This window comes from Meiothermus sp. Pnk-1 (genome assembly GCF_003226535.1).
GTDB lineage: Bacteria > Deinococcota > Deinococci > Deinococcales > Thermaceae > Allomeiothermus.
In genome coordinates this window covers 39,764-63,780 of the sequence record NZ_QKOB01000011.1, presented here as the reverse complement: position 1 = coordinate 63,780, position 24,017 = coordinate 39,764, and the positions used below count along the sequence as shown (strand labels likewise).

Sequence of the window (24,017 nt, the reverse complement as noted above, 5' to 3'; positions counted from 1 at the left end):
CATGCAAACCGCAACGATCGCCCCCCAAACCCCCACCCTCCCCCCCTTCACGGCGTTGGTAGCGGCCTGGAACGAAGGGGAAAACCTCGAGGCCCATATACGCTCTTTCCGGGCCTTGCGCTGGCCGGGGGCGCAGCTCGTGCTGTGCGCGGGGGGGGAGGACGGAACCTACCAGCGGGCCTTGGCGCTGGCGGACGAGGACGTGGCGGTGCTCGAGCAAAAGCCGGGCATGGGCAAGCAACGGGCCTTGCGCGAGGCCCTGAAGCACGCCCGCCACGACCTGATCTTCCTCACCGACGCGGACTGCCTCTACGACCGGCCTAGCCTCGAGGCCCTGCTAAAGCCCCTGGCCGAGGGCCGTTACCAGGCCGCTACCGGGGGCTCGAGGCCCCTCCCCCGGCAGGCCGGAAGCGCGCTGGCGGAGTACCAAGGCGCCCGCGACCTCCGCTACTTCGACCAGATGGGACCCGAGGCCGATGGCTTGCTGGGCCGCAACGCCGCCCTCACCCGCGAGGCCTTGCGCCAGGCCGGGGACTTATCCGAGGACGTGGCCACCGGCACCGATTACCACCTGGCCAAGAAGCTGCGCGAGGCCGGGATCAAGATCGCCTATGTCAAGGAGAGCCGGGTGGAAAGCGAATACCCGGACACCCCCGCCAGCTACCTGAGCCGCCAGCGGCGCTGGATCAAAAACCTGGCGGTGCACGACCCCCGGAAAAACCGTCCTGCCCTGTTCAAAAGCGCAGCCCTGGCGGCGCTTTCCCTCCTGGGGCCGCTGGGCCTGATGTTCAATCTGAACGGCTTTACCGCGCTTTTGTGCGCCCCTTTCCTGCTAGCCCTGGCCTCGCGCTACCGCGACCTGATCTATGCGGCGAAGGCGGGAGGGGCGTTCGACCTGAAGACCTATCTGGCCGTGCCCTACTTCGCCCTCCTGGATCAGATCGCGGTGCTGGGGGCTTTGTGGGATCTGCAAACCCCCCAGCGGCGCACGCGCTGGTAGCGAGGAGGACCCCCATGTTGACCATGAGCCCCGCCAACCCCCTATCCCAGCCCCGTAAACCCCGCTACGTGATGGTCTCGAGCGAGGTGCGGCGCGACCTCGAGCAACCCCTCGAGCACTTTCAGCGGCTCGAGGTTCACCACCTCTACAACCGCGCCCCTTGGAACGACCTGCGCCCGGAGGATTTCGGCCCCCGCTCGCGCCGCTTCGGCTCCCCGCTCTCGCTGTTTGTAGAGCTATGCCGCCTCAAGCCCGATATCGTCCAGGGTCCCGAACCCTTCAGCGCGCTGATGTTCCCCTACCTCTGCGCGGTGTTCTTGTACCTCCTCCTGAACCCCCGGACCAAACTGGTCACGGCTAGCCTCGAGGCCATCCCGCTGGAGAAGAAGTACCCCTTTTTCCTGGTCTGGCCTTTTCGCGTGGTGCTTCCTCTTTGGTTCCGCCGGGCGGCGATCATCTTTTACCTAGAAGGGGGAGCCAAGGCCAACCTGGAGAAGTACGGCGCTCCCAAGGAGAAGCTGGTGCATCACCTCTATGGCTCGTGGGGGGTGGACCAGCGGGAGTTCAGACCGGAGGGGCCCCGGGTCACCTACCCCAAGCCCTGGCCGGTGATCCTCAACGTGGGCCGGATGGTCCCCCTGAAGGGGGCGCACATCCTGATCGAAGCCTACAAGAAGCTGCGTGACCAGGGGCTCGAGGCCATCCTAGCCCTGGTGGGCGACGGCCCCGAACGGGTCAAGCTAGAGGCCCAAGCCCAAGCGACCGGCTACGGCGAGGACATCTTCTTCCACGGCACCGTCAAGCACGCCGATCTGGCCGATTACTTGCGGGGGGCCGATATCTTCGTGATGCCCAGCATCAGCGGCAAGATCTGGACCCAGCAGCTCTCCTCGGCTACCTGGCACGCCATGGCCTGCGGGCTGCCGGTGGTGGTCAGCGACATCGGGCGGATGGCCGAGTTCACCCCGCCGGAGGCGGGCTTCTTGGTACCCGAGCGCGATCCGGAGGCCCTGGCCGAAGCCTTGGCCAAGTTGCTGCGCGACCCCGGTCTGCTCCGCCGGATGAGCGAAGGAGCCCTCGGTTACGCCCGCCAACGCTTCAACGACGCCCAGAACATCCACCGCGTCGAGGAGCTGATCCTGGAAAGAAGCGGGTGGAACCGCCAAAGAGGTGGCTATGAGTGAAACCATGGATGCTCCCAAACCCGCCCGCCTGGAAGATATCCGGCTGATCGAACTGCCCAAGATCCCCGACCCCAGGGGCAACCTCACCTTTATCGAGGGGCGCCGCCACATCCCCTTTGACATTCAGCGGGTCTTCTACCTTTACGACGTGCCGGGCGGCGAGTCGCGCGGAGGGCACGCCCTCAAGACCACCGAGCAGTTCATCATCGCAGCCTCGGGGAGCTTCTCGGTGGTGCTGGACTCCGGCACCACCCGCCAGCGCTTCGTGCTGAACCGCAGCTACTACGGCCTGTACGTACCCCCCATGATCTGGCGCGAACTCGAGGATTTCTCCTCGGGGGCAGTGTGCCTGGTGCTGGCCTCGGCCCCCTACAGCGAGGCCGACTATTACCGGGAGTACGCCGAGTTCAAGCAGGCCATCCGCAAAGGAGCAACATGAGCGTACCCTTTTTAGATTTGCGGGCGGCTTACCTCGAGCTCAAAGCCGAACTCGACGAGGCCGTGCTGCGGGTGCTGGATAGCGGCTGGTACATCCTGGGCAAGGAGGTCGAGGCCTTCGAGGAGGAGTACGCCGCCTACGTGGGGGCGGGCCACTGCGTGGGCGTGGCCAACGGCTTGGACGCCCTGATCCTGGCCCTCCGGGCCATGGGGGTCGGCCCCGGCCAGGAGGTGATCGTCCCCTCCAACACCTATATCGCCACCTGGCTGGCGGTCTCCTATGTGGGGGCTAGGCCGGTTCCGGTCGAGCCCGACGAGAAGACCTACACCCTCGACCCATCCCGCATCGAAGCCGCCCTCAGCGAGCGCACCAGGGCGATTCTCCCGGTCCACCTCTACGGCCTCCCCGCCGATATGGACCCCATCCTCGAGATCGCCCGCAGGCATCGGCTGTGGGTGCTCGAGGACGGGGCGCAAGCGCACGGGGCCCGCTACAAGGGAAAACGCATTGGCCATCACGGCGACGCGGTGGCCTGGAGCTTCTACCCCGGCAAAAACCTGGGGGCGTTGGGCGACGCGGGGGCAGTCACCACCGACAACCCCGAGCTGGCCGAGCGGATCCGGGTGCTCAGGAACTACGGCTCGAGGGTCAAGTACGTCAACGAGGTGCAAGGGGTCAATAGCCGCCTGGACCCCATCCAAGCGGCGGCTTTACGGGTCAAGCTCAAGTACCTCGACCCCTGGAACGCCCGCCGCCAGAAGATCGCCGGGTATTACCTCGCGGCCTTGGAGGGCACCGGGCTCACCCTGCTCCACCCGCCCGAGTGGGCCGAGCCCGTCTGGCACATCTTCGCGGTGCTCCACCCCGAACGCGACCGGTTGCAGCAGCACCTCCAGCAACAGGGCATCGGTACCCTGATCCACTACCCCATCCCGCCGCACCTCCAGGCGGCCTACCGCGAACTAGGCTACGGGGAAGGGGCCTTCCCGCTCAGCGAGCGGATCCACCGCCAGGAGCTTTCGCTGCCGATGGGACCCCACCTCACCCAAGCGCAGGCCGAGCGGGTGGTGGAGGCGGTGCGGAGCTTCGCCCTGAGCCCTCGCGAGGCGGGATTTCGCTGATGGAGGGGATTGGATGCAGATAGCCACGACCAAGCCGGCCATCCCCCGCCCGCTGGTGCTGGCGGTGCCGGGGCTCGAGGGCAACCGCCCCCAGAGCGGGGTGGGTCGGGTCTTCGCCAGCCTTCAGGAGACCTGGGGCGAGCGGGTGCGCCTGGTGGGGGCCAGCTTAGAGGCTCCGAACCTACCGCTGCTACGCAGCCTGCCCCGCCGAGTACACCCGAGCGAGCGGGCCGACTGGGTCTTTCTACCCCGCACCATGGGGGCCACCGCTTTGCGCGACACCGGGGGGACCCCCAGCTTGGTGGTGGTGCACGACCTGGGCCTCTTGGACATGGCCTTCTCGGGGGATCGCCCGGTGGACGGGTGGAGCCACCGGGTGCAGCTGGCCCACTTCCGCGCGGTACGGTACGCCAGCCGCATCGTGGTGGTCTCCGAGTTCACCCGCCAGAGGCTGCTGCACCACTTCCCCCGGCTGGCCCAGCGGGTGGCGGTGGTCCCCAACGGGGTGGGGCCGGCCTTCCTCGGCTACCGCCGCTCCCGGCAGGAAGCCCTCGAGCGGCTGCGCCGGGAGGTGCCCGAGGTAAGTGGGGAACCCCTGCTTTTGTACGTGGGTTCGGAGAGCCCGCGTAAAAATCTGTCGCTGCTCTTCGCGGTGCTGCGGGTACTCAAAGAGCATCACCCCAAGATCCAGCTGCTCAAGATCGGCGCTCCCGACCATCCCCGCTTCCGCCGGGAGACGCTCGCCTCCCTCCGGCAGGCGCGGCTCGAGCCAGGCCGGGAGGTGCTCTTGCTAGAAGGGCTAGAGGACGAGCTGTTGCTGGATGCCTACCGCGCCGCCGACGCCCTGGTCTCGACCAGCCTCTACGAGGGGTTTGGCCTCCCGGCGCTCGAGGCGCTCGCGGTGGGCACCCCGGTGGTGGTGACCAAGCGGGCCTCCTTTCCCGAGGTGGTGGGAGAGTTCGGAGCCACGGCGGAACCCCGGGTGGATGCCTTCATCGAAAGGCTCGAGGCCCTGCTGCGCACCCCCCCTAGCGAGGCTTGGCGAGAGGCCGCTCGAGCCCACGCCGCCCGCTTTTCCTGGCGAGCCAGCGCCGAGAAATACCTGGAGATTTTTCAAGGAGGTACCCGTGCCTAAAGTCAGCATCCTCACGCTCTCTTACAACAAAGGCCCCTTTCTGGCCGAATGCCTGGAGAGCGTGCTGGCCCAGACCTACCCGGACTGGGAATGCATCGTGGTGGACGACGGCTCCACCGACAACACCTGGGAGGTGGCCCAGGCCTACGCGGCCAAGGACCCCCGCATCAAAGCCTACCGCAAGGAGAACGGGGGCTACGCCGGCCTGGCCGCGACGCACAACTTTGCCCTCGAGCGCGCGGGCGGTGCCCTCATCGCCATCCTGGATGGGGACGACCTCTGGCCCCCCGACCGGCTGGCCCACCAGGTACCGGTGCACGAGGACCCCGAGGTGGTGCTCTCGTACGGCCAGTTCGTCTTTTTGACCCCCGAGGGCCGCCGCCCCGGCGCCACCCCGCCCTTTCGCGGCAGCCTCCCCACCCGGGAGTTCCTCAAGCGGCTGCTCATCCACCAGGCCGAGTGCATCAACGTCACCCTGATGATCTCGCGCCGGGCGCTAGAGGCGGTGGGCGGCTTCCACCAGGACGGCTCCTACTTCGCCGATATGCCCACCAATCTGCGCCTGGCCAGACTGCCGGGCAAGGTGGTCTACCTGCCCGAAGTGCTAGGGGTGTGGCGGCAACACGACGTACAGGCCACCCGCACGGTGGGGGCGCACGTCGGCGAATACAACCTGATGTTGTGCCTAAAGACGCTGCTCGACCTGCCGGCAAACGAGCGCAGGGAGATGGGGCTCGAGGCTGCCGACATCCTACGGGCGCGCTATCCGATGATCGCCGATGCCTACTTTGCCGCCACCCGCGGAGCTTTGCTGCGCCGCGACGTGAATTTGGCCCGTAAACTAGCCCGTCAGCTTTGGTTCTACGGAGGCCCCAAGCGCAAGCTCCAGGCGCTCTACGCTCACTGGGCGGCGCCCTTGGGCCTGACCTACGAACCCATCCTGCGCCTCATTGACCAGGCACAAGGTGGAATGATCAGGAGGAATGCATGAAGAAACGGCATTTGTGGTCGGTAATCACCCTGCTCGCCCTCGGCTCGGCCGCTTTCGCGTTTGGCCCGGAGGATGCCTACAAGTACCAAGACCCCCGCATCCCCCACCTGAAAACCCAGCTCGACGCCGCAGCCCGCAGTCTACAAGGCGCCCAGAGCGGCCTGGGCGGCTCCCTTACCCTGAAACCCGGTTACACTGTTGATTTCCCCGATCCCGGCGACACCGACGAAACCGGATTCGGTCTGGGTGGGACCAAAGTGGAACTTTTCTGGGGACCAGACCCGGTAACGATCGGGCGGGCCCTGCGCGACCTCGAGCGCTCCCGGCGGGACTATTACCGCACCGTGGTGGGTTCTACCGAAGGGGCCCTCATCGCCCATGCCCGGCTGCTGCGCTTCCAAAACGAAGTCGCCCAGCGCGAAGCCCGGCTCAAAGCTTCCCAGGCCAACCTGGCCGAGCTACAGAAAAAGCCCGATACCTCTGCGGATCAGCTCGAGCGGGCGCGGGGCGAGCTGAGCTTCCGTCAGCTCGACTTGCAGCGTTTTCAGCTCGAGCTCCAGCAAGCCCGCGACGTAGCGGCCAGCTTCGGCCTGAGCGGCGACGCCGAGCCCCGCACCTTGCGCTTTGCCATCCCGCAGGTTCGGGTCGAGGATACGCCCGCTTACCGGCTGGCCCTGGCCGAGTTACAGCTGGCCCGGGCCGAGGCCCAGCGGGAAAGCCTAGCCTACCTCAACCGGCTCTCCCTGGGCGTGACCTACACGGGGGCCCAGGTCGAGGCGGGGTTTAATGTGGGCTTCGCCCGCGGCGTCCCTTCGGTAGGGGCTAGCGCCGAGCTCAAAACCAGCACCGACACCAAAGTCTTTATCGGGCTCGAGGCGAATATCCCCCTGGAGGCCTTCCTGGGGGGCAGCGCCCAGAGCGCCGAGGCCAACGTGCGGCTGCGCGAACTCGATCTGGAGAGCCTTCGCCAGGGTTTGGCCGGTCAGCTCCGGGCCTTGCAGGCCAGCATCGCCCTGGCCGAACAAGGGCTGGCCTCGGCCGAGACCGCGCTGGCCAACGAGGCCCGCTTCTTGCAGCAAAGCGAGGCCGATTTCAAAGCCGGCAAGATCTCCGAGCAGGAATACCTCGAACGGCTGGGGGACGCCCGGGCCATGGCCGACTACGCCCGGGCGTGGGAGGATTACATCCGCAGCGTGGGGGATTACCTCGACTTGGTGGGTGGAACCTGGCAGACCCGCTAGCGCCCATGCTCGAGCCCGGGAGCAAATCCCGGGCTTTTCCTGTTACGAGAGGTGTGATGCCGGCGTAGCCCCCTCATGACCGGCTTATGAAAAAGGTTAACGCAGCACCATTTTTGCTTCCAGGGCGCTTTTCCCTTCATCACGGGGGATTAACGCGACCCCCGTTAGCTTGGATACTAGAGGGCCTATGTCAGAATACCCAGACCAATCACGGCAGCGGGGGTCGCCATGAAGGTGGTCATCCTGGCAGGAGGGGCGGGCTCGAGGCTCTCCGAGGAGACCCTGCTCAAGCCCAAACCCATGGTGGAGATCGGGAACATGCCCATCCTGTGGCATATCATGCGCCACTACGCCCACTACGGGTTTACTGATTTTGTAATCGCCCTGGGATACAAGGGTGAATACATCAAGAAGTGGTTCAGCGACTATGCTGCCCTCTCCGGCAACCTCACCTTTCATCTGGGCAAGGGCATTATGGAGGTGGAAAGTCCGGAAGCTTTGGACTGGAAAGTCGAGCTGATTGATACCGGGCTCAAAACCCAGACCGCAGGCCGGATCAAGCGGCTGCGCCCCTACTTGGGCGAGGAAACCTTCTTCATGACCTTTGGGGATGGGGTCTCGACCATCAACCTCTGGCAGCAGCTCGAGTTTCACCGCCGTCAGGGCCGGCTCGCCACCGTCACCGCCGTCCACCCCCCGGCCCGCTTTGGCCAGCTCATCCTCGAGGGCGACCAGGTGCTCGAGTTCACCGAAAAACCCCTCGACCAGAGCTGGATCAACGGCGGCTTCTTCGTAATGGAGCCCGGGGTGTTCGACTACGTCGAAGGGGATCACACCGATCTCAAAGAAACCCTCGAGCGCCTGGCCACTGATCGGCAACTCGCCGCCTACAGGCACGAAGGCTTCTGGCAACCCATGGACACCCTGCGCGATAAGAGCTATCTAGAGTCGCTTTGGGAAAGCGGAAAGGCGCCTTGGAAGGTCTGGGATGAATCCGCGCGCGAGCTCGAGCGTCACGTCTTCGGCCGGGTGTGAGATGAGGAGAGTAACGTGAAAGTACTCGTCACGGGCCATAACGGCTACATCGGTACGGTGTTGGTGCCCTTTTTGCAAAACGCCGGGCACGAGGTGGTGGGGCTCGACAACCACCTCTACCAGGGCTGTTACCTGCACGCCGAACCCGCCTCGATCCGCGAGCTGCGCCTGGATGTGCGCGAGGTCACCCCCGACCACCTCCTGGGCTTTGACGCGGTGATTCACCTGGCCGGGATCTCCAACGACCCCATCGGCGACCTTAAGCCTGAGGCCACCTACGCCATCAACCATCAGGCCACCCTGCGCCTGGCTCGCGCCGCCAAACGGGCCGGGGTGACCCGCTTCCTGTTCGCCTCCTCGTGCAGCACCTACGGGGCTGCTAAAGACGCCCCGCTCGACGAAACCGCCCCTTTCAACCCGGTGAGCGCTTACGGGTTTTCCAAGGTCTATGCGGAGCGCGATCTAGCCCCCTTGGCCGACGCCGAGTTCAGCCCTACCTACTTGCGCAACGCCACGGCCTTCGGGGTATCGCCCCGGCTGCGCGCAGACATCGTGGTGAACAACTTGGTGGGCTACGCCTACACCACCGGTGAGGTGCTGATCAAGTCCGACGGCACCCCCTGGCGGCCCTTGGTGCACGTCGAGGATATCTGCCGGGCGTTTCTAGCCGTGCTCGAGGCCCCCCGCGATCTGGTACATAACGAGGCGTTCAACGTCGGGATGAACAGCCAGAACTATCGGGTGCGGGAGATCGCCGATATGGTCGCCGGGGTGGTGCCGGGCAGCAAGGTCATCTACGCGCCTGGGGCTAACCCCGACAGCCGCAACTACCGGGTCAACTTTGACAAGATCCACCGTATGATTCCCGCCTTCCGACCCCGCTGGACGGTCGGTATGGGAATCGAAGAGCTCTACGAAGCCTACAGGGCCAACCGGCTTACCCTCGAGGACTTTACCGGGCCGCGCTTTATCCGCATCCGCCGGATCAAACAGCTGCAAGCCGAGGGACTTTTGGATGAGGACCTGCGCTGGCGGGTAGCCCTGAGCCGCTGATCTCGCTACCCCAAAGGCCGAAGCGACGAGGCCCCTTTAGAAACGTCGCAGGAGGCAAACATGGCTAAAGTGACCCACTGTCGTTCCTGCGGCTCGAGCGAGCTGGTACCTTTTTTGAACCTGGGGCGCATGCCGATTATCAACAACCTGATCACCGACCTCGACGCTGAAGAACCGCGCTATCCGCTCGAGGTCGCCTTCTGCAAGCGCTGCACCTTGGTGCAGCTCACCGAGGAGCTCCCCGCCGAAGCGATCTTCAACGCCGACTACCCCTACTATTCCTCGTATGCCGATGCCCTTTTGGAGCACTCCCGCCGCCACGTGGAAAAGCTCATCGCCGAGCGCAACCTGGGGCCTACCAGCCAGGTTATCGAGCTGGCCAGCAACGACGGCTACCTGTTGCAATACTTCAAGGCCGCCGGGGTTCCGGTGCTGGGTATTGACCCCGCTCCCGGCCCGGCTAAAGTCGCCCAGGAGAAGGGTATCCCCACGCTGGTGGAGTTCTTCGATGCCCAGGTAGCCAACCGGCTGGTGGCCAAGGGAATCCAGGCCGACGTGATCCTGGCCAACAACGTCCTGGCGCACGTCCCCGATCTCAACGGGTTCGTCGAGGGCATCGCCATCCTGCTCAAGGAAAACGGCATCGCCACCATCGAGAACCCCTACGTACGGGACCTGGTAGAGCAGCGCCAGTTCGACACCATCTACCACGAACATTACTGCTACCACTCGGTGAGCGGCATCAACCACCTGATGAAGCGCCACGGCCTCACCCTCTTCCGGGTCGAGCACTACCCCATCCACGGGGGCAGCCTGCGCTACCACGTGGGCAAAAACGTGACGGTGGAAGCCTCGGTGGAAGCCTACCTCGCGGAGGAGCATCGCATCGGGATGGACCGGCCCGAGTACTACCTCGAGTTCGGCTCCCGCACGGCTGCGGTGCGCGAGGCCTTGCTGGCCCTTTTGATGGAACTCCGCGCCCAGGGCAAGCGGATCGCCGCCTATGGGGCCGCGGCCAAGGGAGCCATCATGCTCAACTACGCGGGGATTGGCCCCGAGCTGATCCAGTTCATCGCCGATAGAAACCCCCACAAGCAGGGAAAGTATCTGCCCGGGGTGCGCATCCCCATCAGCCCCCCTGAACGCATCCTGGAGGAGCAGCCAGACTATTTATTGATCCTGATCTGGAACCTAAAAGACGAGGTGCTGCGCCAGCAGGCCGAGTTTGCCCGGCGGGGCGGCAAATTCATCGTGGCGATTCCCTACCCGGAAATCTTGCAAGGGGAGAGCGCGTTTGTCAGCAGCTGAGGTTTTCCCTCGCGCGTAGGGCCTAGTGGCGGCAGACTGTGAAAACACCAAACTCTACAACCTGTCTAGCCTGTGGAAGTGCGAGGCTCGAGCCTTTTTACCAAGTCAGCCAGATTCCCGTTCATTCAGGGATATTGCCCAAAAGCCGCGCGGAAGCCCTGGCTTTTCCCAAAGGCGACCTCGAGCTGGCTTTTTGTTTGAGGTGTGGCTTTATCCAGAACCGGCTTTTTGCCCCTGAGCGCCTGGACTACTCGGCAGGGTATGGAGAGACCCAGGGCTTCTCCCCTACCTTTAGCGGCTGGGCCAAGCACCTCGTCCGGCAGCTCGTGGAACAGTATGGGGTGCAGGGACAGACCGTGCTCGAAATAGGGTGTGGCCAGGGGGAGTTTCTGGCCGAGCTTTGCCAGGCAGGGAAGAACCGGGGAATCGGGATTGACCCCGGGCTGGCGCTCGAGCACCCTTCCCACCCGGAGCGGATCGAGTGGATCGGTGGGGTCTACGAAGATCACGCCGAGCGTACCCGTGAAGCCCAGGCAGTGCTATGCCGCCATACCCTCGAGCACATCGCCCCGGTGGGGGCGTTTGTAGGCCGCATCCGCGCCGCCATGCACCCCCAGACCCTGCTCTTTTTGGAGGTACCTGATACCCGCCGCATCTTGGAAGAAAAAGCCTTTTGGGATATCTACTACGAGCATTGTTCCTACTTCACCCAGGGTTCGCTCGGCAGGTTGCTACGGGCCCAGGGCTTCCGGGTGCTGGAAAACCGCCGCGCCTACGGGGATCAATACGTGCTGGCGTTTGCTCGGGCTGACCAAGCCAACCCGGCCTTCCCCGAAGAGAACGATCTCGAGGGGCTACATCGCCTCGTTCGAGCGTTCAAAGCCGCGGCTTTAGCCGCAATCCAGCACTGGCGCGCCCGGCTCGAGGCCTGGCGCGAGGCCGGTAAACGAGTGGTGCTATGGGCCGCCAGTTCCAAATCGGTGGCCTTCCTGACCACCCTGGAGGTCGGCGAGGAAGTGGCTTGTGCCGTGGACATCAACCCCCACAAGCGCGGGCACTACCTGCCGGGCAGCGGACATCCGGTGGTGGGGCCGGAGGACCTCGAGCACGCCCCCCCCGACGTGGTGTTGGTAATGAACCCCATCTACGCCGAGGAAATCCGGCGAGATCTAGCCCGGAGGGGGCTCGAGCCCGAGCTGGTGCTTTTGCGATAACCCCCCCTGGAGCGTTCCGCCCCACTCGCACTCGGCCAGGGTTGTTACCGCGCCGGGATGGCCTCCTCACCCGAAGACACACCCGTTAAGCTCCCCGTGACCCTCGCGTATCCCCCGGGGAAAGGCTCAAAATCGGGCGTCACGCAAGCAAATTTGTCACGTCGGAAGGGAAAAAACCTCGAGGTAACGTGGGCATAACGCCCCAGCCGCTAGGCTTATGCTGCGGGTTCGAATATACCACCAAGCCCCCGCAGAGCGAGGCCCGTCGCATGAAGCCCGTCCAACCCGAGGTCAGCGTATTGATGGCCACCTATAACTACGCCCGCTTTCTCCCCACCGCGATCGAGAGCGTGCTGGCCCAAGAGATGGAGGCGTTTGAGTTGATCATCGGGGATAACGCCTCAGAGGATCACACCCCCGAGATCGTCGCCGAGTACGCCGCTCGCGACCCCCGCATCAAATCCTTCCGCAACCCCACCAACCTCGGCGTCGTGGAGAACTTCAACCGCTGCTTCCTCAGCATGAGCCCGCAAAGCCGCTACTTTATCCTGCTTCCCGCCGATGACTGGTGGACGCCGCAAACCCTCAGGCGTTTGCTAGAAGTCGCGCAAGCGCACCCCGAGGTGGCTATAGTGCACGCCGACGCCTACCGCACCGACGAGGCTTGCCGGTTGCTCAACCGGTATAGCGAGTTCATGCGGCAACCGCCGGAAGGGCTGCACCAGGCGGTGTCTTTGTTGATGCAGGCCGATTACATCCCTGCCCAATGCGCTTTGGTCAACAGAAAATATATCCAAGAAAAACCTCCTTTCGATCCCGAGCTGCGCCACGTACACGACATGCACCTTTGGCTGCGGCTGCTTCTGCAGGGTCACACCGCTTATTACCTGGCCGAACCGTTGGCCTACATCCGCAAGCACGCGGCAGCACTCACCACTGAAGCCAACATAGAAGCTCGCCTAAGAGAAGAGGTGCGGATGTTCGAGAAGCTGGCCCCCCTCACCCCCCCCAGGCTCGAGCCTGCGCGTCAGGAAGCCTTGGCGAACCGTCTGGCCGCCTTGAGCTTTCATCTGCTGGGCGTTTCGAAAATCGAAGAGGCTCGAGCCTTGTTGCAGAAAACCGTCCAGGTAAGCCCACAAACCCGCCTCGACCTCGCCGTGGCCCGCTGGATCGCCGCGCTTCCTCTTCCCAAGAACACCCGCGCCCAACTGTGGAACCTGGCCTGGAGTACCACCCAGGCCATGCGGAGGGCCTAAATGCTCACCAAAGCAGTGCGCAATGGGCTATGGAATGCGGTCAGCACCCTGGTCTCGACCCTCACCGGCATGGTGGTCTCGGTGATCGTGATCCGCACCCTGGATACCCAGGCCTACGGTGAAGTCAGCTACTACGCCTGGCTGGCCGGGTTGCTGAGCGCCTTGGGGGTGTTGGCCTTTCCGGCGGCACTCACCCGGTTTATCTCCGAACTCCGCGGCCAGGGGCGGCCACAAGAGGGGGAAGCGCTGGCGGCTTGGGTGAGCCGGGGGCTGCTGGCGTTGAATGCCCTGATCGGGCTGGCGCTGCTGGTGTGGGCCTGGCGCAGCCCTCATCCCCTCTCCCTATACCTCACCATCATCGCGCCGCTGCCATTTTTGAACGCCCTGAGCCGGCTCCTCACCTCGAGCTTCTGGGGCAACGAGGAGTACCGCCCCGCCGCGATCAGCCTGGCAGTAGCCTCTTTTGTGCAGCTCGGAATCGCCGCGGCGGCGGCTTTACTGCACTGGGGTAAGCCGGGCTTCTTGCTGGCGCTCCTATCGTTAGGCGTCAGCAGCTCGATCGGCCTGTTTTTCTATGCCCTGCGCAAAGGAACCCAGCGGCACTTATTCCGCTTTCAACCAGGTCCCACCCGTGCCACGGTGTGGCTGTACCTGGCCTTCAGCCTCCCCATGATCCTCCACACCATATTTGAGATGATCGTCTGGCAGCGCTCGGAGGTCTACTTTTTGGCCCAGTTGTCCACTCAGGACCAGATCGGCTACTATAGCCTGGCCTTCACCATCTACGGCCTCTGCGTGGGCATGGGGTACGCCCTGGTGGGGGGGTTCTTCCCCGCCATCGCCCGTGACTTCGGCGCCGGGGACTGGGGGCGGGTGCGGGAGAAGATCGCCCAGGGCGTAGTGCTGATGACCCTCTTCGCCACCCCTCTATCCTTCGGCGCCCTCACCATGCTGGGCACGGCCATCTACTGGCTATACGGGGAAAAGATGTTCCCTACCGTTCCGGTAGCCCAGATCCTCTTCCTCGGGCTCATCCCCAGCTTGTCGGTAACGGTTACCGGCCTCACCCTAGGGGCCATCCGCCGCCCCTGGGCCACAATCCCCCTGGGCTTTGCTGCCTCGGCGCTCAACATCGGCTTAGATTACCTGCTCATCCCTCCGTACGGAGCCATCGGCGCGGCGCTGGCCAACACCGGCTCCCAGGTGTTTTACACCCTGGGAGCGTACTGGATACTCTTGCGGGTCATCGGGGTCACCGGCAGGCTATACCTGCCTTGGGCATCTCTGGGTACCATCGTGTTTTTGGGGCTTATCACCACCTATCTGATCCCCCACTGGCTGGTGGGGCGTGGCCTGGACTGGCTCGCCATTCCCATAGCCGGGGTGCTCTACCTGGGAGGGGTGTGGCGCCTCGGTTACCTGCGCGCCTTGCAGGAGCGCGTAGGGTACCGGATACTGCACATCTTGGGAAACCGGGTCCTCCCCAAAAATCCTGATGCCGAAGGAGTCAGCGGCGTAGTGCGGGCCGCCTTGGAGATCGCCCGCACCCAAGCCCGCCAGGGGCACAGGGTCTGGGTAGCGGCGGTAGGCAAGGAAGCCTGGGAGCGGGAGTGGCAGGGAGTGCGCCTGATCTCCCTCCGCCCGGCCAGGATCCCGGTGCTCCGCCTGGCCGGGCGCGAGCTGGACCTGCGGGTCCACTTGCCCTTGGTGCGGCTTTGCCTCCTCGAGGCCTTCGATATCGTACACACCCACCTCTACGACTACGTGCGGGGTTTGCGGGCCAGGGCCCGGGTCGTCCACTTTCACGGCGACCCCCTCACCCAGATATACCAAGGGCCAAGCCCGGCGCTTAAACCGGGAGATTTCCGTCTGGTAGCCCGGCACAGCCAAGCCCAGGTAGGGGTGAGCCGCTTCATCGCCCGCCAGCTCCAGCGAGGCTTCAGCCGGTACGGCCTGGAGGGCCAGGTGTACTGCGTCTACAACGGAGTAGATACCGAGCGCTTTCACCCGCAGCGCCATCTCGAGCCGAGGCGCGCGCTGCGCCGGGAATGGGGGGTGGCCGAGGACGAGACGGTGTTTCTCTTCGTGGGGGCCATTGTGCACGAGAAGGGGGTGATCCACTTGGCGCGGGCTTTCTCCCGCCTCTCCCGGCGCCACCCCAAGGTCCATTTGGCGCTGGCTGGCAGCAGCAAGCTGTGGGGTTCCCAGCTTTCAGACCACGACCCGCACCAAGCCTATGCTGAGGAGGTACGCCGCAGCCTGGAAGGGTGCAACGCCCACTTCCTGGGCAACCTCAGCCGCGATCAGATCCCCGCCGTCTACGCGGCCGCCGATGTGGTAGTAATTCCCTCGGTGATGGAGGAGGCCTTTGCCCTGGTAACCCTGGAGGCCATGGCCTCGGGCAAACCGATCATCGCCTCGAGGGTAGGGGGGCTGCCCGAGGTGGTGCAGCCAGAGGCAGGTCTGCTGGTGCCTCCCAGGGACGAAGCCGCCCTCGAGGCGGCGATGCTCACCCTGGCCGAAGACCCCTCAGCCCGCCAATCGCGCGGCCTAGCCGCCCGTGAACTCGCCCTCAACTTCACCTGGGACCACGCCGCAGAGGGGCTCGAGCAGGTCTACCAAGCCGCGCTGCAACGCCACTACCCTCCAAGCCGCCTGACCGAGGCACCCTATCCCGAGGAGGCCCGAACCCATGCTTGAGCCAGTCCAGGTCAGCATCCTCATCGCCACCTACAACCGGGCTCATCTGCTGGCCCAAAGTCTCTCGAGCATCCTGGAGCAGACCTACCCCCATTGGGAAGTCATCCTGGTGGACGACGGGTCGAGCGATGACACCTGGCCGGTGGCCTGCGCGTTCGCCGCCCGCGATGCGCGGATTCGCCCCCTGCGCCAAGAACACCGCGGCATCGAGCACTTCGCCGAGACCTATAACTTCGCCCTGGCCCAGGCCAAGGGATCGATTATCGCCCTGATGGACGACGATGACCTGTGGCTTCCCGAACGCCTGGCCAAGCACCTCCCCTTTCACCTGGCGGGGGGCTATGCCCTCAGCTTTGCCCAGTGCCAAGCCGTAGACGAACACGCCCGGCCCCTTAGGCAATCGCCCTACCCGGTGCTCAATCCCGCCACCGACTTGTACATCGCTTTGCTTCGGGGCGAGTACTGGATTCCTACCATCACCACCCTCATCTCCCGCTCCCGGCTGGAGGCCGCGGGAGGGTTCCAGCAACGCCCGTACCTGCCCGCCTATGACTACCCCACGTGGCTGGCGGTGGGAAAGCCGATGGGGTTTCTGCCGCTCAACCTGGCGCTGCGGCGGATTCACTCTGCGCAGCAGATCACCGCTAGATCTGCCCTCGAGCTAGCCATCGGCGCTTACCGGCACGCCATCGAGGTAGCCGAGCGCAGCGGCTTTCCCAAGGCGCGGCTGCTCTCCGAGAACCGCCGCAACAACCTCGCCCACGCCTACCACCTGGCCGCCGCCCAGGCCGGTAGCGGAGGGCAGTTTGGCCAGGCCCTGAGGCACTGCCGGGAGATTGCCCAATTGGGGCGGCCCTACCTGTTTACCCGCTGCCTGACCATGCTCACCTATAAGTTCGGGCAGCGTGCCCTGCGCTCCGTCGTCGGCCTGTTGTAGGAGGGGGTATGGCGGGTCCATCGGTCAGCGTTTTGATGCCCACCTACAAACACCAAAGCTACATCGCCCAGGCCATCGAGAGCGTGTTGGCGCAGCGCTTTGAGGATTTTGAGCTGGTCATCACCGATGACCACTCCCCCGACCAGACCCACGCCATAGCCGAAGCTTACGTCCATAAAGACCCAAGGGTGCGGGTGTTCCGAAACCCTCAAAACCTGGGCCTGGCCGCCAACTATACCCGCTGCCTGCAAAACGCTCACCCCGAAAGCCGCTATTTCATCATCCTTCCATCCGATGACTGGTGGATGCCGGAAACGCTGGAGGTCTTGGTTGCTACCGCCGAGCAAAACCCCCAGGCCACCTTTGTGCACGCCGATGGCTACAAGGTGAAGGACGACGGGCCAGTACCCTACCTCAGCATCTTCCGGCACCTGCCCCCCCCAGGGCTGCACCGCGGCCTGCGCGAGCTGTATCTGAACAACTACATCATGGTGCAAACCACCCTGGTGCGGCGAGGCCTCTTCCAGCGCTTTTACCCCCATCCCTTCCTGTTTGACCCGGACTACGTGTTTGTGTCCGATTACGAGCTGTGGCTGGAGCTGCTAGGGCGAGGGGCTCAAGCCTACTACCTGCCCCGCCCGCTGGCTTACTTTCGGGAGCACCCCGAGTCGCACACCATCCCCAAGCACATCCTGCCGCGCATGATCGAGGAGGTCGCCATGTTCCAGGACAAGCTCCCCCCGAGTACGCCGCCCGACCTCGAGCCCTACCGCCACCAGGCCGTGGTGGGCCGCCTGGCGGCGATCGGTTTTTTGTACCTGGAAGCCAAGGAGCCAGCCAAGGCCCAGCCCTACCTGGAACGCGCCGCCCGCGAGAGCCCCAAGCTACGCTGGGACGTCGCGATCGCCCGAACGATAAGCCGGTTGCCCATGCCTAAGAGCGTCCGGGCCCAGCTTTGGTATTTGGTTTTGGAAGCCGTCGGGGTCGAGCCTGGCATGAGGATCAGCACGACTTTTCTGCGGCGTTGGAACCAGGAGAACCTGGCCATCATCACCGCTTTGGCCAACGACCCCAGCCTCACCACCCGGACCCTACAAGAAGCCCTCCCACCTTTGTTTTACCTCTTTGGGGGATACCGATGAAACACGCCCACCTCCTCGTGTGGCTGGCCTTGAGCCTTGCCTCGATCGGCCTAACCGAAAGCGCTACTTGGCGAGGAACCATCGCCGGGGTTCCGGCTTGGGTGACGGTGGTAAGCCCCAACCCCATCCCCGCGGACGTGCGCCGCCAACCTTGGTGGCGCTGGGGCAACACCGAGACCGACGCGTATATCTTCGCCTTTGAGAACCCCCAAAACTTCCGCATGGCGCTGGTTTTTTCCCATGGCGGCGACACTCCGGAGGCTCGGCTCTACCTACGGTCCTGGGGGGCCCTGCCCATCGCCTTCAACCTGGAAGGAAACCGCCTCGAGCTGACCGACCCCACCTACCCCGTCCTCGTCCTGCGCCCCCAAAGCGGAGGCTGGCTGGTGAACGGCAAGCCCAACTACCGGCTCACGGTACTCGAGGACGGCCTAGACTGCGACCAACGCGTAGACCCGGATGGCCAAATCGACATCGAAATCACCGTAGGCACCGATGCCCGGGGGGACCCCCTGTGGCAGACCAACCGCCGCCGCCCCGAGGCCGACCCCTACCAGACCACCCGCGGCTGCGAGCGCTTTGGCGCCAATCTGCGGGCTCAACCCGAGCTGCCCTTCAAGGTAGCCCCCTCGATCATGCCCAACTTCCCTTTTCTAGGCATCGGACGGGAATCCCCCGACTGGTTCGAGCGAAACCCCAACCCCCTCTACTTGGACCTGCGCGACTATACCTTTCGCTTGAACCCCTTCCCCGGCTTTCAAAACGGCGGCATGTACGCCATCAACTCCAGCACCTACCCACCCCAGGTATCCTTTGAGTCGCCCTTTGTGTTCTATAACTTCGACCCGGCCACCCGCTATGCCCAGTTAGTCGTGCGCGGAAGCCGTTTTCCCGCGGGGGTACCTTTTGGTCCTGAACCCTACAACCTCGAGCGCACCACCTTCCGTTACTCCTGGAAAACCGATAACCCCACCGTTTGGCGCTACGGGCTGCATCTGGCGGGCTTTTATCCCTACCAGGAGACCTACCAAATCGGTGGGCAGAAGTTTAACGCTCCCTCCCCGGCCCACCTGACCCGCTTCGTGGTGGGCCAGCGCTGGCCCATGGTCACTTTCGTCGAAGCCACCCAGGGCTACCCCGGCTCGGAAGGCATCTACTTCTACAGCGCCCAGGCCAGCGAGCACTGGAACTGGCTCTCCGGCACCAGCGATGCCCCCATCGCGGAACTCGAATCCCCTTACCTACCCAAGGACGATTCGCTGGTGCGCACCTCCGACCGGGCCCTCCCTCCAGGATTTAGGGGCGAGTACAGCGCAAGCTACTTCCGCGTTCCCCAGCTTTACCTGAGCCCGATTGACCAGCGCGTCCACCTGCGCTGGGCCCAGGGGGGCTTGTGGAACCTAGGGGATGGCCGGGTACTCCGCACCCAAAGCCTCCAGGCCGGGCCCAATGTAGATAGCTGGATCCTGGAGCGCCCGGCTTCAGCGCCTCCTACCCCCCCTCCGCCTTCGGCCCCAGGCGCGAAATCCCCCGCCGAAGATGGCCCGCCCCGGGCTTACCCCGGCAAGCCCGAACAAGCTCTATACGCTATGGGCGGCTACCTGCTCTATACCGGTCCTGACGGGGTAGAGCTACGGCAGGCCAGCTACCAGCTCCAAGCCTTCACCCTCGAGCCCCCCGCCGACCGGGAGAGCTGGCAGGCCTTCCGCCAGCGCCTCGCCCCCTACGCGGGACGCGACCCGCGCAACCTGCGGGCCTGGTTGCAGGCTTTTCCTGGCCCTAGCCTGAACTTGCCGGGGGCCCAGCTCAGTCAGGTCAAGGCAATCCCCGGTGGCTTTCAGATGGTGCTCAGTACACCCCGTCCGGTGGGTGCGGCCCTGGGCTTACCCAGCCTTCCCGCCGGAGCCCACCTGCTGCGCTATGACGCGGCCAGCCGCACCTGGAGCCGCCGCCAAGCGGAGACTCCTAAGCTCCAGGGCAGGCTCGAGGCCAAAGATGTCCGGCAGTTTGAGCCAGCCTGGTTCCGGCTAAGCCTGGAGAACCAGGGCAGCCTCGACTACGCAGGACCCGCCGAGCTGTGGGTGGGCAACGAGCTGGTAAAAGCCTGGAGCGAACTCAGCGTCCCGGGGGCGGGCCGGTGGTCTGAAGAGTTGGCCTTCTCCCCCAGCGGGAGGGGTTACCAGCCGGTTAGGCTGGTGCTGGGGAAAATTACCCTCGAGCTCGCCCCGGTCTTCATCATCCCTAGCCAGCGAGAGGGTATACGACAAGAGTTTGGCACGAATCCGATGGCCCTGATCCTGCTAGCGGCGCTCCTCGCCGCAGGGCTTGTGGGCCTATGGCGCGCGTGGAGATGGGTATGAACCGGAGGCCGCAATGACCCCTAGCCGCAGAGATATCCAGCCAGCCCCTTCCGCTAAGGCCCGGCCCCACCCCCGACAAGAGAGCCAGCTCTCGGCGTTCTGGTTGATCGCAGGGGTTGGGCTTTGCTTCGGTTTGTACTTTGTGCTGCGTTACGGCGGTCGCTGGGGCGAGATCGACGGGGTGGCCTTCGCCGGAATCATCGCCCGCATGCAGCTCGAGGGCAGGATCGATTACGCCGGGGCATACCCGCATGGGTACGCCTACGCCACCTGGGTCAACATGCTCTCCTATTTCACCGGGCGGCCCATCGGCGAATTGACGCAGATCTATTTGCCCGTCCTGGGTAATGTGTTCCTGGGGATTTTCGGCTTTGCCGCCTTCCGCCGCTGGCTGGGCTCGGATCGGCTGGGCCTGATCGCTGCTTCGACGCTGTTTCTGGTGCCAGAGCTGGTATTTACCGTCTCCCGCGGCAACCACGAGAAGATCACGGTCGCCCTCACCCTGCTGGCCTCGCTCAGCCTGCTGAAGGGCTTCATGGAAGCGCAAGCCCGCAACTGGGGGCTCTTCGCAGCTTGGGTGGCGGTCTATTATCTGGTGGCCTTTAGCCTAGCGACGCTCAACGTCTTTTTCGGCTCGAGCTTCATCGTGGCTTCCACCGTGGCCTTGATCTTCGCCCTGCTCCTTTTGGGGATGCGCCGCCAGCCTCTACCCCAGCTGCGCACCTCCACCCAGCGCCTGGCCTTACGGGTAGGGGCTTCCTGGCTACTGGTGATGTTGGTGATGTGGTACATCTACCCCATCGCCGGGCACAACCTGGAAGTGCTCAAAACGGCCCTGGCCAAGCTCGGGGCCTTGGCCCTGAGCTTCACCCCGGAATCTAACCCCTACGAATCCACCGCTACGGACTGGGCGAGCCCTTGGGTGTACAGGCTGCTCTCCTCCTTCCGCTGGATTCTTTTCCTGGGCTCTTTTGCGGCCTGGCTCACGCTCCTCGTCCCTACCCTGCGCGCCCCCGAGAGAGCGGCTGTCCCACGGGTTCTCCTGCTGGCTTTGTATGGAGGGTTCGGCCTGCAGTTGGCGGCGGCAATTCCGATCGACCTGGTAGGGCTCGAGGCGGGCAGCAACCTCCAGGTACGCATGTACACCTACTTTGCCGTCTTCGCCGCCCCGCTGTTCGCCCTGGGCCTCTCCCGGCTCTTGGGCTCGAGCCCCTGGCGCTGGCAAGTGGCGGGCGCAGCAGCGGTGATCCTGGCGGTGCTCAGCCTGCTCAAGGCCACCCTCGACCCCCTGGTGAGCAACCGCTGGATGCACTACAGCGCCGCCGAGATCGAGGCGATCCACGCCTGGAGCGAGCGGGAGCGGGAGAGCGTGTTGTGGGTGGGCCCGGAGACCCGCCTATACGACGCTTACTACATGGAATACAACTTCGGCCCTTCCAACCTCAACGACCTGGATGTGGCCCAGCGCAATCCCTTTGCCTTCCACACGCTGAACTCGAGCCTCAAACAGGCCAACTCGATCGCCTGGGGATTCCCCCAATCCACCTGGCTCCTGGGTGACCGGGTCTACGACAACGGAGAGGCGCAGATCTATCACCGCTCGCCGCAGACCCCCTTCCAGCGCTGATCGCCCTCCTTGGCCGGCGCTGGAACCCCACCCGAAGCGTTCCAGAGCTCATCGGCTGCGGCCTTCCCACGGCCCAGCGAGCTACTTGATCCTGGGGCCTACCCGGCCACGGACTTGAGGTTCGGGGTAGTGGGTTTTACTGACGTCGTACGTCATACGCAATACGCAAAACGCTTTTTTGGACGATCCCCTATTGGGACGGGCTACGCCCGTACACCCGAGGGACGATCCCCTATCGGGACCGGCGGAGCCGGTACACCTAGGGACCGATCCCCTTCGTTTGACGTACGACGTTTGACGTGGGAAGGCTCAGTTGGGCTGGCGCAGCGAGTCTTCGAGGTTATGCCCGGAGAAAAACACCTTGCCCGAGGGTACCGCCCGGTACTGCACCCACCAGGGGTCATAGGGAATCCAGCGCTCCCCGGTGATGTGAGCGATCTTCAGGCCGGGCTTGATGTACTGGTGCACGGCGTCGGGGTCGGTGGGTTTGCGCAGCTCGAGGCCCTTGGGATCGGTGTAGAACACCCCGGTGGCCAAAGCGGTGCTGGCGTCGATGCCAAACCCCTTATTAGCATCTGCCTCGGCAATGATAAACCAGCGGTTCTCGCCCCAGTCGTAGTCGGATGTGGTCTTGATCAACTCGTTGCAGGTGGGGTTGCCCTCGGCGTCGGTCTCGGCAGAGCAGCGGGTCTGGGGGTTATCGGTGTTGTAGCCGCGCGCGCCGAACATCCCTAAGGTCTTGGGTAGGCTGGGCTGCCAGGTCTCGTAGCCGTTGCGGTTGATCTGGGGAATCCGGCGGCGGCCCTGATCGTTGTTCATGGGGATATTCAGGTTCTCTGGGCACTCGGCGGGCTTGTAGCGGGTGGTGTTGGCTTTGCCGGGGTCGTCCGGGGTCCCGGTGGCGCTGGCGTCCAAGGCCGGGCCGGTGTCGGTCATAAAGTGCAGATCGGCCAGTAGCTCGCCGCTCTTACGGTCTGCCACCCACACGTTGTACTCGTGGAAACGGGTGCACAGCCGGCCCCTACCGCCGGTACCGATGTGGAACTGGATCAGCCAGGAGTGTCCCTGGTTGTCGTCGTAGGCGAAGAGCTTGAAGCCGGTGTGGGGCTCGTCGGCGTTGGCCTTTTGGCTCACGTAGCCGAAGGCCGGAGCGATCTTATCGAAGGCCGCGAACAGGCGCGGGTCGGAGCCGTGTTCGTGGCCGAAGTAGCACCAGTACACGGGGTCAATCTGAGGGTGCCAGGTGCGGTACATCTTCCCGTCAAAGCCCTTGACCATGTACTGGTCGTGCACCCAATCGGGACAGGCGGCGTTGGGCTTGGGCACCTCGAGCCCGGCGGGGACCGGCGGGGGGCTGGAGGGCTTGCCGTCCTTCTCCGCCAACAATACCGTGTAGACCCGCCCCGACTTGCGCTCGATCCCCCCCAACAACTGCTGACCCGCCCCCATCGTACGTAGGAAAACCGGGTAGTTCTTGCCGTCCACCTTGACATCCGCCCCGCGCACCCAGCCCTGGTTCTCCATCCAGGAGGGCAGGTCCTGGGGGTTGCCATACCAGATGAGGCCGACCCTGGCCGTACGGTTGAGGTAGAGCTCGAGCAGATTTTTACCGGTCGAGCCGGTGTAGGTGCCGCCCCCAGGCAGGATGAGCACGTCCCAGCCCCGATAGGGGCCGGGATCCTCGAGCTTAGACTCGGCAAAGCGCTGCTCAGCGGCCCGGCGGATCAAGCTTATTCCCGCATCAAATTGGCGGGGCCGGTACTGCATGTACTTGACCTCTACCTGGCTATCGGTAGCGGTCACGTAATGGTTGATCCAGTACGCCTGCAACAGGGTCGGAGGCGCACCCGTGGGCGAGGGCCAGGCCCCGGGCAAGGGGGAGGCTGCAGCCGCGGCGTAGCTCACCGTGACGGTGCTGGAGGTGCGGTTTCCCGCGGCATCGTAAACACTCAGGATGATGACGTTGTGACCGGGCTTGAGGTCCACGGTGAAGCCGAACTCCACTGTGGTTCCCGGGGTGATCTTCACCTCTTGCTCAGGCCCTGCGCCCAAGCGATAGGTGAGGCGGGTCACCCCGGTGTCGTCGCTGGCCTCTCCGCTCACGGTAACGTTTCCCACGGTGACATTGGTGCCGTTGGGCGGGTTGCTCAAGGTGAGGGTGGGCCGGGTGCGATCCCCACCTTGGGCAAAGGCCGCAACTATCCACAAAACCGCGATGGCCAGGACAATTGAGAGCGATATATACACATTCTTCCGCATGGGACAATCTCCTTG

General features: G+C 64.4%; 18 protein-coding genes. 17 read left to right on the top strand and 1 reads right to left on the bottom strand.

Features of this window, described 5'->3' with window-relative positions; translation table 11 throughout:
- The first annotated feature begins 1 nt into the window (after nt 1).
- The 17 genes from DNA98_RS13725 to DNA98_RS13645 all read left to right on the top strand — a co-directional run bounded on the left by DNA98_RS13725 (nt 2) and on the right by DNA98_RS13645 (nt 21,743).
- Nucleotides 2-1,000 (top strand): glycosyltransferase family 2 protein, encoded by a 999-nt coding sequence (locus DNA98_RS13725; protein ID WP_110531672.1) that lies wholly within the window; start codon nt 2-4, stop codon nt 998-1,000.
- Nucleotides 1,001-1,014: 14 nt separating this feature from the next.
- Complete coding sequence (locus DNA98_RS13720; RefSeq protein ID WP_110531670.1) at nt 1,015-2,184, top strand: glycosyltransferase; 1,170 nt, start codon at nt 1,015-1,017, stop codon at nt 2,182-2,184.
- A complete protein-coding gene (locus tag DNA98_RS13715; protein ID WP_110531668.1) occupies nt 2,177-2,623 on the top strand; it encodes an FdtA/QdtA family cupin domain-containing protein in 447 nt (148 codons plus the stop codon). The genes DNA98_RS13720 and DNA98_RS13715 overlap by 8 nt, the downstream gene beginning before the upstream one ends.
- Nucleotides 2,620-3,744, top strand: coding sequence for a DegT/DnrJ/EryC1/StrS aminotransferase family protein (locus tag DNA98_RS13710; protein WP_110531666.1), 1,125 nt, complete (start codon nt 2,620-2,622; stop codon nt 3,742-3,744). The genes DNA98_RS13715 and DNA98_RS13710 overlap by 4 nt, the downstream gene beginning before the upstream one ends.
- Nucleotides 3,745-3,757: 13 nt before the next feature.
- Complete coding sequence (locus DNA98_RS13705) at nt 3,758-4,879, top strand: glycosyltransferase (protein WP_110531664.1); 1,122 nt, start codon at nt 3,758-3,760, stop codon at nt 4,877-4,879.
- Nucleotides 4,872-5,870 carry a glycosyltransferase family A protein gene (locus tag DNA98_RS13700; RefSeq protein ID WP_174720012.1) on the top strand — a complete coding sequence of 333 codons (999 nt, stop codon included), beginning with the start codon at nt 4,872-4,874 and terminating at the stop codon, nt 5,868-5,870. The genes DNA98_RS13705 and DNA98_RS13700 overlap by 8 nt, the downstream gene beginning before the upstream one ends.
- The gene (locus tag DNA98_RS13695) at nt 5,867-7,111 is read left to right on the top strand and encodes a TolC family protein (RefSeq protein WP_110531660.1); all 1,245 of its coding nucleotides are present in this window, start codon (nt 5,867-5,869) and stop codon (nt 7,109-7,111) included. The genes DNA98_RS13700 and DNA98_RS13695 overlap by 4 nt, the downstream gene beginning before the upstream one ends.
- A 228-nt stretch (nt 7,112-7,339) precedes the next feature.
- Nucleotides 7,340-8,146, top strand: a complete 807-nt coding sequence (gene rfbF / locus DNA98_RS13690; protein WP_110531658.1) for a glucose-1-phosphate cytidylyltransferase — start codon at nt 7,340-7,342, stop codon at nt 8,144-8,146.
- A gap of 15 nt (nt 8,147-8,161) precedes the next feature.
- On the top strand, nt 8,162-9,199 hold the full coding sequence (locus DNA98_RS13685; protein WP_110531656.1) for an NAD(P)-dependent oxidoreductase: 1,038 nt from the start codon (nt 8,162-8,164) through the stop codon (nt 9,197-9,199).
- Between the two features lie 60 nt (nt 9,200-9,259).
- On the top strand, nt 9,260-10,507 hold the full coding sequence (locus DNA98_RS13680; RefSeq protein ID WP_110531654.1) for a class I SAM-dependent methyltransferase: 1,248 nt from the start codon (nt 9,260-9,262) through the stop codon (nt 10,505-10,507).
- A gap of 134 nt (nt 10,508-10,641) precedes the next feature.
- Nucleotides 10,642-11,721, top strand: coding sequence for a class I SAM-dependent methyltransferase (locus DNA98_RS13675; protein ID WP_233493222.1), 1,080 nt, complete (start codon nt 10,642-10,644; stop codon nt 11,719-11,721).
- 269 nt (nt 11,722-11,990) lie between these two features.
- Entirely contained in the window at nt 11,991-12,977 is a 987-nt protein-coding gene (locus DNA98_RS13670) for a glycosyltransferase (protein ID WP_110531650.1), read from the top strand.
- Entirely contained in the window at nt 12,978-15,677 is a 2,700-nt protein-coding gene (locus DNA98_RS13665; protein WP_110531648.1) for a glycosyltransferase, read from the top strand. It abuts the gene before it with no gap.
- Nucleotides 15,670-16,614: a glycosyltransferase gene (locus DNA98_RS13660; protein WP_110531646.1), complete on the top strand. Its 945-nt coding sequence runs from the start codon at nt 15,670-15,672 to the stop codon at nt 16,612-16,614. Before DNA98_RS13665 ends, DNA98_RS13660 begins: the two co-directional genes overlap by 8 nt.
- A gap of 8 nt (nt 16,615-16,622) precedes the next feature.
- Nucleotides 16,623-17,756 carry a glycosyltransferase gene (locus DNA98_RS13655; RefSeq protein ID WP_110531644.1) on the top strand — a complete coding sequence of 378 codons (1,134 nt, stop codon included), beginning with the start codon at nt 16,623-16,625 and terminating at the stop codon, nt 17,754-17,756.
- A complete protein-coding gene (locus DNA98_RS13650) occupies nt 17,753-20,116 on the top strand; it encodes a hypothetical protein (RefSeq protein ID WP_110531642.1) in 2,364 nt (787 codons plus the stop codon). Before DNA98_RS13655 ends, DNA98_RS13650 begins: the two co-directional genes overlap by 4 nt.
- A gap of 13 nt (nt 20,117-20,129) precedes the next feature.
- On the top strand, nt 20,130-21,743 hold the full coding sequence (locus tag DNA98_RS13645) for a hypothetical protein (RefSeq protein ID WP_110531639.1): 1,614 nt from the start codon (nt 20,130-20,132) through the stop codon (nt 21,741-21,743).
- A gap of 309 nt (nt 21,744-22,052) precedes the next feature.
- On the opposite strand, the gene DNA98_RS13640 is transcribed toward DNA98_RS13645, so the two are convergent.
- The gene (locus tag DNA98_RS13640; protein ID WP_110531635.1) at nt 22,053-24,002 is read right to left on the bottom strand and encodes an Ig-like domain-containing protein; all 1,950 of its coding nucleotides are present in this window, start codon (nt 24,000-24,002) and stop codon (nt 22,053-22,055) included.
- Between the last annotated feature and the right edge of the window lie 15 nt (nt 24,003-24,017).

Coding starts and splice junctions, on each gene's coding strand:
- DNA98_RS13725 (WP_110531672.1), top strand. CDS start 2: ATGCAAACCGCAACGATCGCCCCCCAAACCCCCACCCTCCCCCCCTTC.
- DNA98_RS13720 (WP_110531670.1), top strand. CDS start 1,015: ATGTTGACCATGAGCCCCGCCAACCCCCTATCCCAGCCCCGTAAACCC.
- DNA98_RS13715 (WP_110531668.1), top strand. CDS start 2,177: ATGAGTGAAACCATGGATGCTCCCAAACCCGCCCGCCTGGAAGATATC.
- DNA98_RS13710 (WP_110531666.1), top strand. CDS start 2,620: ATGAGCGTACCCTTTTTAGATTTGCGGGCGGCTTACCTCGAGCTCAAA.
- DNA98_RS13705 (WP_110531664.1), top strand. CDS start 3,758: ATGCAGATAGCCACGACCAAGCCGGCCATCCCCCGCCCGCTGGTGCTG.
- DNA98_RS13695 (WP_110531660.1), top strand. CDS start 5,867: ATGAAGAAACGGCATTTGTGGTCGGTAATCACCCTGCTCGCCCTCGGC.
- rfbF (WP_110531658.1), top strand. CDS start 7,340: ATGAAGGTGGTCATCCTGGCAGGAGGGGCGGGCTCGAGGCTCTCCGAG.
- DNA98_RS13680 (WP_110531654.1), top strand. CDS start 9,260: ATGGCTAAAGTGACCCACTGTCGTTCCTGCGGCTCGAGCGAGCTGGTA.
- DNA98_RS13670 (WP_110531650.1), top strand. CDS start 11,991: ATGAAGCCCGTCCAACCCGAGGTCAGCGTATTGATGGCCACCTATAAC.
- DNA98_RS13665 (WP_110531648.1), top strand. CDS start 12,978: ATGCTCACCAAAGCAGTGCGCAATGGGCTATGGAATGCGGTCAGCACC.
- DNA98_RS13660 (WP_110531646.1), top strand. CDS start 15,670: ATGCTTGAGCCAGTCCAGGTCAGCATCCTCATCGCCACCTACAACCGG.
- DNA98_RS13655 (WP_110531644.1), top strand. CDS start 16,623: ATGGCGGGTCCATCGGTCAGCGTTTTGATGCCCACCTACAAACACCAA.
- DNA98_RS13650 (WP_110531642.1), top strand. CDS start 17,753: ATGAAACACGCCCACCTCCTCGTGTGGCTGGCCTTGAGCCTTGCCTCG.
- DNA98_RS13645 (WP_110531639.1), top strand. CDS start 20,130: ATGACCCCTAGCCGCAGAGATATCCAGCCAGCCCCTTCCGCTAAGGCC.
- DNA98_RS13640 (WP_110531635.1), bottom strand. CDS start 24,002: ATGCGGAAGAATGTGTATATATCGCTCTCAATTGTCCTGGCCATCGCG.